General features: G+C 63.5%; 15 protein-coding genes and 1 pseudogene. 15 read left to right on the top strand and 1 reads right to left on the bottom strand.

What is annotated here, in order from left to right; translation table 11 throughout:
• The 6 genes and pseudogenes from B8784_RS20310 to B8784_RS20285 form a co-directional block, all read left to right on the top strand.
• A pseudogene (locus B8784_RS20310) lies at positions 1-582 on the top strand (DUF945 domain-containing protein); the annotation flags it as partial.
• A 126-nt stretch (positions 583-708) separates the two neighbouring features.
• Complete coding sequence (locus tag B8784_RS20305; RefSeq protein WP_084399901.1) at positions 709-2,766, top strand: ParB/RepB/Spo0J family partition protein; 2,058 nt, start codon at positions 709-711, stop codon at positions 2,764-2,766.
• 96 nt (positions 2,767-2,862) lie between these two features.
• On the top strand, positions 2,863-3,903 hold the full coding sequence (locus tag B8784_RS20300; protein ID WP_084399900.1) for a DUF7146 domain-containing protein: 1,041 nt from the start codon (positions 2,863-2,865) through the stop codon (positions 3,901-3,903).
• 316 nt (positions 3,904-4,219) lie between these two features.
• Entirely contained in the window at positions 4,220-5,158 is a 939-nt protein-coding gene (locus tag B8784_RS20295) for a DUF2493 domain-containing protein (RefSeq protein WP_009802165.1), read from the top strand.
• Positions 5,159-5,279: 121 nt separating this feature from the next.
• Entirely contained in the window at positions 5,280-5,723 is a 444-nt protein-coding gene (locus tag B8784_RS20290; RefSeq protein WP_009802164.1) for a hypothetical protein, read from the top strand.
• A gap of 557 nt (positions 5,724-6,280) precedes the next feature.
• Positions 6,281-6,613, top strand: coding sequence for a DUF736 domain-containing protein (locus B8784_RS20285; protein ID WP_009802162.1), 333 nt, complete (start codon positions 6,281-6,283; stop codon positions 6,611-6,613).
• Positions 6,614-6,655: 42 nt separating this feature from the next.
• Here the strand turns inward: B8784_RS20285 and B8784_RS20280 are convergent, their stop codons facing one another.
• The gene (locus B8784_RS20280) at positions 6,656-6,883 is read right to left on the bottom strand and encodes a helix-turn-helix domain-containing protein (protein ID WP_084399899.1); all 228 of its coding nucleotides are present in this window, start codon (positions 6,881-6,883) and stop codon (positions 6,656-6,658) included.
• A 170-nt stretch (positions 6,884-7,053) separates the two neighbouring features.
• Between B8784_RS20280 and B8784_RS20275 the strand changes: the two genes are divergently transcribed.
• The 9 genes from B8784_RS20275 (at position 7,054) to B8784_RS20240 (ending at position 12,868) form a co-directional block, all read left to right on the top strand.
• Complete coding sequence (locus B8784_RS20275; protein ID WP_009802160.1) at positions 7,054-7,329, top strand: DNA -binding domain-containing protein; 276 nt, start codon at positions 7,054-7,056, stop codon at positions 7,327-7,329.
• Between the two features lie 129 nt (positions 7,330-7,458).
• Entirely contained in the window at positions 7,459-7,800 is a 342-nt protein-coding gene (locus B8784_RS22270; RefSeq protein ID WP_366080137.1) for a transcriptional regulator domain-containing protein, read from the top strand.
• Entirely contained in the window at positions 7,724-8,173 is a 450-nt protein-coding gene (locus B8784_RS20270) for a DUF2285 domain-containing protein (protein ID WP_158085768.1), read from the top strand. The genes B8784_RS22270 and B8784_RS20270 overlap by 77 nt, the downstream gene beginning before the upstream one ends.
• Before the next feature lie 261 nt (positions 8,174-8,434).
• Positions 8,435-8,719 carry a helix-turn-helix transcriptional regulator gene (locus B8784_RS20265; RefSeq protein WP_009802159.1) on the top strand — a complete coding sequence of 95 codons (285 nt, stop codon included), beginning with the start codon at positions 8,435-8,437 and terminating at the stop codon, positions 8,717-8,719.
• The gene (locus B8784_RS20260; protein WP_009802158.1) at positions 8,716-9,222 is read left to right on the top strand and encodes a DUF2840 domain-containing protein; all 507 of its coding nucleotides are present in this window, start codon (positions 8,716-8,718) and stop codon (positions 9,220-9,222) included. Before B8784_RS20265 ends, B8784_RS20260 begins: the two co-directional genes overlap by 4 nt.
• On the top strand, positions 9,219-9,797 hold the full coding sequence (locus tag B8784_RS20255; protein ID WP_009802157.1) for a S26 family signal peptidase: 579 nt from the start codon (positions 9,219-9,221) through the stop codon (positions 9,795-9,797). Before B8784_RS20260 ends, B8784_RS20255 begins: the two co-directional genes overlap by 4 nt.
• A 12-nt stretch (positions 9,798-9,809) precedes the next feature.
• Positions 9,810-10,157: a DUF736 domain-containing protein gene (locus B8784_RS20250; protein WP_084399898.1), complete on the top strand. Its 348-nt coding sequence runs from the start codon at positions 9,810-9,812 to the stop codon at positions 10,155-10,157.
• A gap of 22 nt (positions 10,158-10,179) precedes the next feature.
• Positions 10,180-10,863, top strand: coding sequence for a lytic transglycosylase domain-containing protein (locus B8784_RS20245; protein ID WP_084399897.1), 684 nt, complete (start codon positions 10,180-10,182; stop codon positions 10,861-10,863).
• Between the two features lie 247 nt (positions 10,864-11,110).
• Positions 11,111-12,868: a relaxase/mobilization nuclease domain-containing protein gene (locus B8784_RS20240; RefSeq protein WP_009802154.1), complete on the top strand. Its 1,758-nt coding sequence runs from the start codon at positions 11,111-11,113 to the stop codon at positions 12,866-12,868.
• Positions 12,869-12,891 lie beyond the last annotated feature (23 nt).

The raw sequence follows: 12,891 nt of genomic DNA, 5'->3' as shown, positions 1-12,891 counted from the left end.
ACGACCACGCTCTACGCCTCCGACCGAGACGTCTTCCTCTTCCTGGTCGACGACATGAACCCGATCGAGGCGGGCACGCTGCCCGACGGATCTCCCGATCTCTATTTCCGGGGCTTCTATTGCTGGAACTCGGAGGTCGGCGCGAAGACGCTCGGCATCGCCAGTTTCTATCTGCGCGCCGTCTGCCAGAACCGCAATCTCTGGGGCGTTGAGGACTTCCAGGAAATCAGCATCCGGCATTCCAAATACGCCGCTAATCGCTTCGCGCACGAGGCGGCGCCGGCTCTGACCCGCTTTGCAGATTCCTCGCCACGCCCCTTCATCGAAGGCATTCGAGCAGCGCGCGAGCGGATCGTCGCCCACAGTGACGACGACCGCACCGATTTCCTCCGTAAGCGGGGCTTCTCCAAGGCGGAGACGGCCAGGATCGTCGAAACGGTCTTGGCCGAGGAAGGCCGGCCGCCCGAGTCCGTGTTCGACTTCGTGCAGGGCATCACCGCGGTCGCCCGGTCGAAGCCGCAGCAGGACGCCCGACTCGATATGGAGGGCAAGGCGAAGAAGCTCCTGGAGCGCGCAGCGTAGCTTCAACCGGTGCTCCGCCTTTCCGGTCCGTCGCTTCCTCAAGAGGACGAGGCGGGCCGGGTTCTTCGTGACGGGTTTGGAGGTCGAGAGAGAGGCTTTCGGCCAGCCCGCCCACGGAGAACTGACATGACCAAGTCTCAAAAAATCACCCTCAGCGCCTCGCGCGACATCCCTTTCAACAAGCTGGTGCTGAGCCAGTCCAATGTTCGGCGCATCAAGGCCGGCGTCTCGATCGAGGAGCTCGCCGAGGACATCGCCCGGCGCACGCTCCTGTCCTCGATCACCGTCCGGCCGGTGCTGGACGAGGACGGCGCGGAAACCGGCATGTTCGAGATCCCGGCCGGCGGACGCCGCTACCGGGCGCTCGAACTTCTGGTCAAGCAGAAGCGGCTGAACCGCACAGCGCCCGTGCCCTGCATCGTGCGCACGGACGGCCTCGCTGAAGAAGACAGTCTCGCCGAGAATGTTCAGCGTGCGCCGCTTCATCCGCTCGACCAGTTCCGCGCCTTCCAGGCGATGCGTGAGAAAGGCAGACACGAGGAAGAAATCGCGGCGGCCTTCTTCGTCTCGGCGAATGTCGTCAAGCAGCGGCTTAAGCTCGCCGCTATCGCGCCGTCGCTTCTCGACGCCTACGCCGAGGAGGAACTGACCCTCGACCAGCTCATGGCCTTCACGGTCAATCCCGACCATGAGCGCCAGGAACAGGTCTGGGAGTCGATCAAACGGACTTATGTGAAACAGCCCTATGAAATCCGCCGCATGCTGACCGAAGGCGCCGTGCGCGCCTCCGACCGGCGGGCGCAGTTCGTCGGGCTCGGCGCCTATGAGGCGGCCGGCGGCGCTATCCTTCGCGACCTGTTCCAGTCCGACGATGGCGGATGGCTGCAGGATGCAGGCCTGCTTGCGAAACTTGTCGATGAAAAGCTCGAAACAGAGGCGCAAGCGATCCGCGCCGAGGGCTGGAAATGGATCGAGATCGGCACGGACTTTCCCTACGGCCACACCTACGGTCTACGCCGGATCGTCGGCGAGACCGAGCCGATGAGCGAGGACGAGATCGCGAGCTTCCACGCGCTGAAGGCCGAATACGACAAGCTCGAAGACGAGTACGCCGACGCCGAGGAGTTCCCGGAAGAGATCGACACCCGGCTCGGCGAGATCGAAACGGCGATGGAAGCCTTGCAGGAGCGGCCCGTCCGCTTCGAGCCGGACGAAATCGCCGTGGCCGGCGTCTTCGCCAGCATCGGCCATGACGGCCGCCTGCGTGTCGAACGTGGCTATGTCCGTACCGAGGATGAACCTTCCGGCGAATCCGACGAACAGGACGAGGTCGATGGGATCGACGCGTCTGCCGAGGAGAACGTCGACGACGCTACGCCCCCGGACGCCAGCGACGAGGCGGAAGAGGAAGACGATGGCCTGAAGCCGCTCTCCGACCGCCTCGTCATGGAATTGACGGCGCATCGCACGCTCGCCCTTCGCGACGCGCTCGCCAACGATCCGCAGACGGCGTTCCTCGCCGCCCTGCACGCGATGACGCTCCGGCTCTTCTATCACTATCCGCTGGATAGCTGCGTCGAGATCACGCCGCACAGCGCCGGTTTCGGCGCCCAGGCGCCGGGCCTTGGCGACACGGCTTACGCGCTCAGCATCGACGATCGCACGACGAGCTGGCTAGGGGCGCTGCCGAAAGCGCCTGAGGATCTGTGGGAGGCGCTGGTCGGGTTCGACAACGACAGCCGCGAGGCGCTGTTCGCACATTGCGTCGCCATGACCGTCAACGCCGTCCAGGAACCTTACAACCGCCGTCCGCGGGCGCTCGCCCATGCCGATGTGCTGGCGACGACGCTCGGGCTCGACATGGCGAGTGCGGGCTGGACGCCGACGGGCGAGAGCTATCTGGCACGCATCACCAAGGCCCGCATTCTGGAAGCGGTGCGCGAAGCCAAGGGCGACGAGGCGGCCGACCGCATCGCTGGTCTCAAGAAACCAGAGATGGTCGCGGCGGCCGAAGAGCTTCTCGAAGGGACCGGTTGGTTGCCCGGAGTCCTGCGCATGCCGGCTCTCCCTGAAAGCGAAGCGCAATCGGCGGATAACGGCGGCGAACCGGCCATGGGCGATTCCGCCGTCATCACCGATGATGAACCTGTCACCGGCAACGCCTTCGCCACTGCGGCCGAGTGACCGGGAGCCAAGTCCCCCAACGGCTCCCGCTGCCGCCCCTGGAGCCCGCCCAATGTGGCGGGCTCCTTCTTTTTTGCTCTCAGCATGGAGGCGCAAATGAACAGCGCAGCATCCGAAATCGCACGACAGCTCGGCCGCGAGGCGGAGGCCGTCTGCCGCCATTATCTCTCCAACGGCCGCAAGCAGGGCCGATACTGGATCGTCGGCGACATCGAGAACACGCCCGGTCGCAGTCTTTACGTTCGCCTGACGGGACCAGCCCACGGTCCGGGCGCAGCCGGGAAATGGACCGACGCCGCCACGGGCGAACATGGCGACCTGCTAGACCTCATTGCCGCTGCGCATCATTTGCAATCCTTCGGCGAGACGCTCGATGAGGCGCGACGATTCCTGAGCTTGCCACGCCCCGAACCGCCACAACGTGAGCGTCAATCCGCGCCCACCGGATCGCCGGAGGCTGCACGGCGCCTCTTCGCCATGGGAAGACCGGTCGGTGGAACGCTCGCCGAGCGCTATCTTCGTCGACGCGGTCTTTCCGGGCTTGGCGACGCGCCAGCGCTGCGATTTCATCCGTGCTGCTACTATTGGCGAGAAGGTCAGCCCAAGGACACCCCACCGGAGACCTGGCCTGCATTGCTCGCCAAGGTCACGGACGTGAACGGCAATCTCACCGGCGTTCACCGCACATGGCTCGATCCGGCGACGGCTCGCAAGGCGCCCCTCGATCCATCACGCAAGGCGATGGGGAACCTGCTCGGCCATGGCGTGCGGATCGGAACTGCGAGCGACATCCTCGCTGCTGGCGAAGGGCTGGAAAGCACGCTCTCCGTGCGCATGGCGTTGCCCAACATGCCCGTCATATCCGCGTTATCGGCCAATCATCTCGCCGCGCTGATCCTGCCGACCGGGCTTCAGCGTCTCTACATCGCTGCCGACGCCGACGAAGCAGGCGACATGGCCACCGCCAATCTGATCAAACGCGCAGGAGCCGTCGGTATCGAAACGATCCGGCTTATTTCTCTTGGCGGCGACTTCAACGAAGACCTCCGCAAGCTCGGACGGGACGACCTAAGGACGCATCTGGGTCAGCAACTGGCCACGGCCGATTTCTCACGGCTGCTTTCCGACGAACACTGAGCGGCTGAGCAGGCCCGTCATTAGTCTGGTCGCTATCGTCAGATCACCTCCTAATTGGAGAGCCTCGCCTTCGGCCTTCCGAGAGGAGCGAGACGGAGCGGAGACTGGCCGGGCCGGCAACGGCTACGGCGACACTCTTTTCCGCCGCCGGGCGTAATGGCCCGGCTTTGCATCGCGAAACAAAAGAGCGCCGCCTTCGCCGTCCTCCGCCTCTGGCTTCGGCCGCCGTGGCGGTGCAGTCCCGGACAGCCCCCGCTTTCCCGTCGCTCGGGAAGGCCGCGAGAGGCGCGGCTCATGCCGAACAGGAGACGATCCCATGACCGCCGAGACCACCGAACCAATGGCCAGCTCCGCAACCGCGGCCGTACTCGAAGAATTGCAGCTTTATGGCTATCGGCCTTTCGCCGACGAACCCGACCCGAGACCCTTGCCCGAAGCCGACGCCCTCCAGGGTGCGATAGCCGACATCTTCGACGCGCTCGCCGCCACGCTGGAAGACACGCGTCTCGAACCGGATCTCGAAGACCTGCTCTGGTCCGTGACCAACCTGTTTCATCGCACAGCGGCCCGCGTCGACCGCGACCTGGACGACAATGAGCAGGCCCAGAAACGCTCGCAGCGCGAACAGGACGGGTCGGAAATTCGCTCGGTCGAACTTGAAGCCCTGACGGCGCAAGGAACCACGCTGATCGAGCGGCGCAACGCTTACGAGCTCATGCGCGATATCGCCGCCGACCACTTCGAGACCCATATCGGTCAGACCTGGCGACCGCACTCGGGATCACGGATCAGTCACCGGACGCTGACGGCGGCCATGATCGACAGCCGCGACTATCTCTCGGCGAAGCGGCGCGCGGAGATCGAACCCCTCCTGCCAAGCGGACCACGGGTTGCGTTCTCCGGCGGACTGGACGTCACCGACCATCGGGCGATCTGGGATGCGCTGGACCGTGTGAAGGCCAAGCACGCCGACATGGTGCTCCTGCATGGCGGATCGCCCAAAGGCGCCGAGAAGATCGCCGCGTGCTGGGCCGATAACCGCAAATGCCAGCAAATCGTCTTCAAGCCGGACTGGAAGCGCCACGGCAAGGCGGCGCCGTTCAAGCGCAACGACGCGCTTCTTGAGGCGATGCCCATCGGCCTCATCCTCTTTCCGGGGTCGGGAATTACGGACAATCTGGCAGACAAGGCCAAAAAGCTCGGCGTCCCGCTCTTCGATTTCAGGCCGAAGAACAACAAAGCGCAGGCAGCGTGATGCCTGAGATGCATCACCTGATGCGCGCGCCGGAAGGTTTCGGCGTGCGCTGCTTTGCGCTATACTTCGAAAAGCGCCGTGGCGGTTGGTGGAGGCGCTCCATCCATGAAGGAGACCGCCCATGTTTCTGTCCGCATTGCTGAGCGTTGTCGGCCTCGGCTTTCTCTGCTGGCTGTTATTCAGCCTGGCCGTCTATGCGCTTCCGTTCTTCGTCGCCGTTACTGTCGGCTACTATGCGTTTGAAAACGGCGCGGGGCCGATCGGCGCCATCGCTGTCGCACTATTCGCCGGCGCAGTCGCTCTTATCCTCGGGCAAGTCGCGTTCGCCACGATACGGTCACCGACCATCCGCCTGGCGATCGGCGCGCTCTATGCCTTGCCGGCCGGGTTGGCCGGTTTTCACGCGGTCAAGGGTCTCTCTGAGACCGGCGGCGCGGGCGAGACGTGGACCCTCATCTTCGCAAGCATCGGTGCAATCATCGTCGGCGCGACAGCATGGGTGCGCATCGCATCCCTTGCAGGACCAGAGACGCAGTCCGGCGGTGTCAATTCGCATCATGCTTGATACGCAGCCACAGACGGCTAAATCGCTCACGTCAATGGGGATTCACTCCACGGTTAAGGTTCAGATAAGTGGAAACCGGGATCGTGCTTGACACGTTCCGCAGCCACTTTCGTGCGTTGAAGGAACATGCCCAATCCGGCCCTTGGCGCGCAAGGTCAGAATGGAGCGGTCTCGTTCAAATCTATCCGGCGTGGTTTTAACTTTTTCTCTGAAACGATGTCGATCGCTCATCGCCTACGCTCGTTGCCGGCGTTTTTCGACTGTCGCGCTGGCCGGTGACGAACTTCTCCTGAGCCTCATCACCCACGCCCGACACGGCCTCTCATGGACTGATCTGGCCGGTATCGGCTGACGCCTCGACCGCCTTGGCCGCAACGGCGGAGCCGAACTTTCTTCCCCTGGGCTACGCCCATTCCTCGCGAAACAAGAAACTCCGTCTCCGCTGTCCTCCGCATACGCTCCGGGTCCTCCGGACTGCGTCGGCGGTCGTCCCGGCCTTGTCGATCTCCATCGAGGCCGCGACGGGCGCGGGCTCGAAAGCCAAAAGGAGAACTGACATGGCCACCATCGGAACCTTCAAGAAGTCCGCCAACGAGTACGTCGGCGAAATCGTCACCCTCAGCGTTCAAGCGAAGAATGTAAGGATCATCCCGGAAGAGGATCGCGCGAACGACAACGCACCCAGCCACCGCGTCTTCGTCGGCCGAGTCGAGATCGGCGCCGCCTGGTCCAAGCGCTCGAATGAGGGCCGCGACTATCTGAGCCTCAAGCTCGACGATCCGAGTTTCACCGCTCCGATCTACGCCAACCTCTTCGACGACACCGTCATCGAAGGCGAAGAGAGCTACAGCCTTATCTGGTCGCGGTCACGCCGCCAGAGCGGCGATTGACGCCCCGACAGCCCCGCCCGGTCTTCCCAGGCGGGGCTGCCATCATGCCTCTCGGCTTTTCCGCTGATCGTCCAAGAGTTCGGCCGGTTTGACGTCAAGTGCCTCGGCCACGTGCCAGAGGGTGATGATAGTGACGTTCTGCTGCCCGCGTTCCATCGCGCATATATGAGCGCGGTCAACGCCCATCCTATCCGCCAGAGCGGCCTGGCTGAGGCCGGCTTTTTCCCTAAAATACTGAAGGTTCGCGCCAAATACTTCCCGAATATCCATCCGCCAGTAAAATGCGGATCGCGTATTTTAATGCGACGCACTATAATACGCGGCGAACGACGCGGCCGCCACGAAGCTGCAACCAACCCGGCGACGTTTGCGCCGCCTGCGCTTGCTAGGTTATGGTTTCCAGTTCATTAATAATATGGGCCAACTTGCAAGGATTTCGCATGCCCTCGAGACAGCACAGGATCGCCGACGCGCCACCGAACGATGCGGCTGTGACGGTCTATGATCGCAATCACCTGAAGCTCTATATGCGCCTGCTCGATGCAAGTGAGGCCGGTGCAACGCTTGAAGATGTGGCGTCGCTCTTGCTCGGTATCGACGCCAACAAGGAGCCGGAACGTGCGCGCCAGGTCCACGACAGTCATCTATCCCGCGCTCGTTGGATGACCGAACAAGGCTACCGAGATCTTCTCAAGAATGGTCTTCCCGCAGGTTGATCGGCGTGCGGGCACCATGCGTAAAAGACGACGCCAGTGGCCACACAGCGCAACCGCTGGTATAAAGCGTAATATCCCGACTGACTGACGCAATTCCATGCGCCAGTTTGCGATTGGGAGGATTTCGCAATGCCGTCAGATTGGCGCGACGACAAGCAGTATGATCACTTCGATGATCTCGGTGTCTCCGGGCTCGCTTGGGAATGCCTTCGTCGGAACTCGCGCTATCGTGATGACTACGAGCTAATGCGGGAGGGCGGCGGCGCTCCAGCAGACTGGGGGTTACGATTTCGCTGTAAACCCACAGCTCAACGCACTCAGCGCTCCGATTTTCTGGCTTCCAACCGCAGCACCCGCCGTCGTTCAACTGATCGATGCTCTTCCGGACGTGGGCTTGACCTCTGCCAATCCAGCCGCGCGCATCGCATATCAGAAGATCGACGACGACGGGATTTCTTGGGTTCGGCTTAAAAACGGCGTTAATCTCGTTGGTAATTTGCTCAGTGATCGCCCCGTTGGCCTGCTACTTCCGCTAGATGACGACTGGGCAGTTCGGCTAGCCGCCGCTGATCGCCTATATCACCAACTTGTGGAGCGCGACCTGCATCCGCCTATCACGCGACAGCGACGCGAACGCCTGAAACGAGCCCTGCGAACAATCGACGGCCGCCAGCGCGGGGCCAGTTATCGCGCCGTCGCCACAGTCTTTTTTGGAGCCGCCCGCGTGTCCGCTGAGCCATGGAAGACCAGTTCGCTAAAGGCTCAAATCGCCCGCCTTGCTGCCTACGGACGAATGATGATCGATCATGGGTACAGGAATTTGCTGAAAGGGCAATCTCGGTAGGGGCAGGAAAATTGATCAGTAAATATGCTTCTCACGTCCATAATGCGCGCCTACTGGGCGATCTTATTACCGTGTCCTACACCTTAAGATTTCTAACACCAAACGATACCTCTTCACACTCCGTTCTCATGCCCCCCAAAGGGGAGTGACGTTTTCGCCGCGCGCTGATCGTCATCCCTCCCGGCGCGCATCTTACGCTTTTCTCGTCTCCGACAGTCCCGCGCTTCCCGAAGCGGGATGGCCTAACCGGAGACGCGACCCATGCCCGATCCCAATGCCGGACTTCCCCCACGCTATTTGAGAACGCCGGAAGCGGCCCATTTTCTCGGCCTTTCGGGGCGGACGCTCGAAAAACACCGGACCTATGGCACGGGGCCACGCTACTCGAAGATCGGCGGGCGCGTCGTCTACGCGATCGAGGATCTGCAAGCCTGGGTCAGCCGGGGAGAGAAGAACTCGACCTCGGACGACACGGGCGACGAGGTGTTGCCCGCCAAGCGGCATGCAGCGATCTCGCCCGCCTATGCACGGAAGGCCCGCTCATGAGCGGCGGGGCCACTGTCGAACTCGTCTGGATCGAGAAGCAGATCGAGCACTGGATTCGCTTCGGCCGGATCGTGCGGACAACGATCCAGAGCCGCAGTGGCAGCACCGTCGCTTTCGATCCCGGCGCCGTCTTCGCCTTCGTCCGCTGGCAGGCGAACGACTTCGGGACTACGGAAAGCCGGATCGACATCCTGCGTGCGCCCCGACCGGGTGAGTCCTATGCGACCGTGCCGCAGGTGACACCCGGCGGCGATAGCCTGCTGCGCCAGTCCGGCTGGCTCAAGGTCGAACGGGTTCTTCAGTTCGCCGATGCGATCGAAGCGCTCGGCATCGACCCGGCCGACGCCGCGCCGGACTATTGGCGCCACGTTCACAACAGGCTGTCAGCAGGCCTGGAGCCGCGAGGCTACACAGCCGCTCAACATCGCGCCTGGCTCCTGCGCCAAGCCTGTCCACCCGATCCACTGACATTGCGAGCCGCGTCGGCGGGGAGCGTGTCATGACCCGGTTCGGATACGTCATGACGACCTATTTCTCGGTGCTCGCGATCGGCGGACTGGCCTTCGTTCATGTGAGCCCCAAGCTGATCTGGAACGCGTCCGCAAGCGCGCCCATCGGGCTATACGCCGTTGCGTCGGACGACGATCTTGCCGTAGGCGATCTGGTCGTCGTCGATCCGCCGGAATCGCTTGCGACCTATCTCGCCGAGCGCGGCTATCTGCCCGAGGGCGTACCGCTCCTCAAGCACGTCGCTGCGCTTCCCGGACAACGTGTCTGCCGCGATGGCGCCGCTGTCGCTGTCGACGACATCCCCCTGGCGCAGGCCCAGCCGAGCGACCGCTTCGGACGCGACCTGCCCGTTTGGCAGGGCTGCCACTTCGTCGCCAAGACGGAACTCTTCCTCCTGAATCCAAGCCATCCCGACAGTCTCGACGGTCGCTATTTCGGCGCACTCCCGGCAGACGCCGTGATCGGGCGCGCCGTTCCGATCCTCACCGATGAAGACGGCGACGGCCACTATGTCTGGCGCGCCGATCACGACGCCGACGCTCTCGAAAATTCTTCCGACCGCAAATGAAAGGAACTTTCCATGGCTCAGATCGGTCAATTCACGCGCACAGAAACCGGCTTCACCGGACGCCTTCACACGCTCATTCTCTACCGAGAACTCACCCTCGTCCCGGCAACATCGTCGGACAGCGAAAACGCGCCCGACTATCGCATCCATCACGGCGATCACGACGGACCGGAGATCGGCGCCGGCTGGAAACGCACCGGCGAGAAGGCTGGTGAATACATCTCTTTGCAGATCGACGACCCGACCTTCGCATTTCCGATCCGCGCCAATCTCTTCAAGACCGACGCCGAGGACGGACATTGGGCGCTCTATTGGAACCGCCCCGCAAAGCGCCCCGAGAAACGCGATGAGCGCGGCTAGACCGTCTCGGCGCTGCGCTATTATGGCGAAGTTCCTCCTCTGCGGTCTGCTCTCCGGCGTGGTTGTCTCTCACGCCGTATCAGCAGAGACCGCGTCCTCCAGGACGGAACAAGGCGGCAATTCCTATGCTGCCTATATCGCCGAAGCTGCGCAGCGCTTCGGCTTCCCGGCGCGTTGGATCCTTGCTGTCATGCGCAGGGAAAGCGCCGGCGACGTGCGCGCCGTCAGCGAAAAAGGCGCGATGGGGCTGATGCAGATCATGCCCGATACCTGGGATGAGCTGCGCGCGCGTTACGGTCTGGGGCGCGACCCGTTCGATCCTCGCGACAACATTCTGGCGGGCGCCGCTTATCTCCGTGAACTGCATGACCGCTTCGGATCGCCGGGCTTCCTCGCCGCCTACAATGCGGGACCGACACGCTATGCCGAGCATCTAGCTACAGGCCGACCGTTGCCCCGAGAAACCCGCGATTATGTTGCGGCGTTGGCGCCGCTCCTCGGCGCGTCGGTTGCAGCAGAACGGCGAGAACCGAGCGCAATTCTGACCGTGGATTGGCGCACGGCGCCACTCTTCGCCGCGCATAATGATGGACAATCGGTTGCTGACGAAACGCACCCAGGCAGCAGCGCAGACGTTTATCCTCCGCACACATCGGGCGCTTCCGACAGCCTTTTCCCGCCACATGGAACCGGGGATCGGCGATGACCCCGCTGATCGCACTCTCGCGCAGTCCGTCGCGCGATGGCGTGTTTCCGGGAGGGAGGACGGGGACGGAAGGCGCAACAACAACGGGAGGGCGAGATAAAAGGCGCGGCACGGATACGCGCTATGTCGTTGTTGTTGTTGGGTATTTCGCCCGCTGCGGTCATGGGCACAGTGCCGCCCCACGGCTCAACCCACTGTTTTTATGCGGGTTTCACCGTGCCGCGCGCTTTCAAGCGGGCGCTTTGTCATGAGCGACCGCGATAATGACATGCGCATCCGGCCCGGCCGCATCCGCAACAAGGGGACAAGCGCCCGGAAGGCGCAAAGCTTTGTCGGCCAGGTAATGGGCGCCGCCCGCAAGGCCGGACACACCGGATACAAGCTGAACGGTTCGAAAGGACGCGGGCGCGGATCGCAATTCGGCCGGGGCCGTTTCGCCGGCGCAGCGCGCGGACTGTCACGCACCCAGCGGCGCGTCGTCATCAAAGCGCGCGTCGTCCGTCATCGTGGCGCACGTTTCCGTTCCGCCCCGCTCGCCAAACACATCGCCTATCTGAAGCGTGAAGGCGTGACCCGTGACGGGCGTGATGCGGGCATGTTCAACGCCGAAGCAGACAGCGTCGATGATCGCGCTTTCGCAGAGCGATGCGAAGAGGACCGGCATCATTTCCGCTTCATCGTCTCGCCTGAAGACGCCGACCGCCTCGAAGACCTGCGCGCCTACACACGCGACCTGATGAGCCAGGCCGAGCGCGATCTCGGCACGAAGCTTGACTGGATCGGCGTCGATCATTGGAACACCGACAATCCGCACATCCATGTTCTCGTGCGGGGCCGAGCCGATAACGGCAAGGACCTCGTCATCGCCCGCGACTATATCAGCCGAGGGTTCCGCAGCCGCGCCGAGCAACTGGTCGAACTGGAGCTCGGGCCGCGCGCCGAGCAGGAGATCGCATCCGAACTTCAGGCGGAGGTGAAAGCCGAACGCTGGACGGGTCTTGACCGCGCGCTCCAGGGGCTCGCCGATGACGGTGCCGGGGTTGCTGATCTGCGTCCCGGCTCCCCGGAACCGCGCGATCCGGAGCTGCGCAAACTCCTTATTGGTCGCGCCCAGACGCTGGAAGGGCTCGGCCTCGCCGACAGGCTCGCCCCGGCGGTTTGGTCTCTGAAACCGGGCGCACAGGAAACGCTGCGCGATCTCGCCGAGCGTGGCGACATCATCAAGACCATGCACCGCGCCATGTCCGGCGGACCAGGGCGCGCACAAACGGACTTCGCGATTGAGGACACACCGACTGCCCCAGTACTTGGACGGTTGGTCGAGCGCGGGCTGCATGACGAGTTGCGCGGCGAGGCCTATGCCGTGATCGACGCCGTGGACGGCAGCGTCCATCATCTGCGCTTCAACGATCTCGACGCCACGGGCGACACGCCCGAAGGCGGGATTGTCGAGACGCGGGTCTGGCGCTCGGACAATGGCGGCCGTCAGCGCATGGCCCTTGTCGGCCGCTCCGACCTCAACCTCGAAACCCAAATCGGCGCGAGTGGTGCGACCTGGCTCGATCGGCTGCAACTCGCCAAGACCCAGGCGCCGCTCAGCATGGGCGGCTTCGGCGCCGAAGTTCGCGAAGCGCTCGACCGGCGCGCCGATCATCTCGTCGCCGAGGGGCTCGCGACCAGAAATGGTCGGCGCGTCACCTTCGCCCGCGACCTCCTGAAGACGCTGCGCGAACGAGAGCTCGACGCTGCGGCGGCGCGTGTCGAAACCGAGACAGGCTTGCTTCGCAGAAATTCTGCAGAAGGCGATCGCATCTCGGGAACCTATCGCCGGCGTCTCGATCTCGCCTCAGGCCGTTTCGCCATGGTCGATAGCGGCCTCGGCTTCGAACTCGTCCCGTGGAAACCCCAGCTCGAACGCCATCTCGGCCAGACCGTGACGGGAACGATGACGCCGGGTGGTGGGATCGACTGGAGCCTCGGCCGCAAGCGCGGGCTTGGCATCTGAGCATCACCCCGGAAGGAAAAGAC

This window comes from Henriciella aquimarina (assembly GCF_002088975.1).
Lineage (GTDB): Bacteria > Pseudomonadota > Alphaproteobacteria > Caulobacterales > Hyphomonadaceae > Henriciella > Henriciella aquimarina.
The sequence above is the reverse complement of the archived record's forward strand: the minus strand, read 5'-3'. Positions and strand labels throughout refer to the sequence as shown.

Coding starts and splice junctions, on each gene's coding strand:
- B8784_RS20305 (WP_084399901.1), top strand. CDS start 709: ATGACCAAGTCTCAAAAAATCACCCTCAGCGCCTCGCGCGACATCCCT.
- B8784_RS20300 (WP_084399900.1), top strand. CDS start 2,863: ATGAACAGCGCAGCATCCGAAATCGCACGACAGCTCGGCCGCGAGGCG.
- B8784_RS20295 (WP_009802165.1), top strand. CDS start 4,220: ATGACCGCCGAGACCACCGAACCAATGGCCAGCTCCGCAACCGCGGCC.
- B8784_RS20290 (WP_009802164.1), top strand. CDS start 5,280: ATGTTTCTGTCCGCATTGCTGAGCGTTGTCGGCCTCGGCTTTCTCTGC.
- B8784_RS20285 (WP_009802162.1), top strand. CDS start 6,281: ATGGCCACCATCGGAACCTTCAAGAAGTCCGCCAACGAGTACGTCGGC.
- B8784_RS20280 (WP_084399899.1), bottom strand. CDS start 6,883: ATGGATATTCGGGAAGTATTTGGCGCGAACCTTCAGTATTTTAGGGAA.
- B8784_RS20275 (WP_009802160.1), top strand. CDS start 7,054: ATGCCCTCGAGACAGCACAGGATCGCCGACGCGCCACCGAACGATGCG.
- B8784_RS22270 (WP_366080137.1), top strand. CDS start 7,459: ATGCCGTCAGATTGGCGCGACGACAAGCAGTATGATCACTTCGATGAT.
- B8784_RS20265 (WP_009802159.1), top strand. CDS start 8,435: ATGCCCGATCCCAATGCCGGACTTCCCCCACGCTATTTGAGAACGCCG.
- B8784_RS20260 (WP_009802158.1), top strand. CDS start 8,716: ATGAGCGGCGGGGCCACTGTCGAACTCGTCTGGATCGAGAAGCAGATC.
- B8784_RS20255 (WP_009802157.1), top strand. CDS start 9,219: ATGACCCGGTTCGGATACGTCATGACGACCTATTTCTCGGTGCTCGCG.
- B8784_RS20250 (WP_084399898.1), top strand. CDS start 9,810: ATGGCTCAGATCGGTCAATTCACGCGCACAGAAACCGGCTTCACCGGA.
- B8784_RS20245 (WP_084399897.1), top strand. CDS start 10,180: ATGGCGAAGTTCCTCCTCTGCGGTCTGCTCTCCGGCGTGGTTGTCTCT.
- B8784_RS20240 (WP_009802154.1), top strand. CDS start 11,111: ATGAGCGACCGCGATAATGACATGCGCATCCGGCCCGGCCGCATCCGC.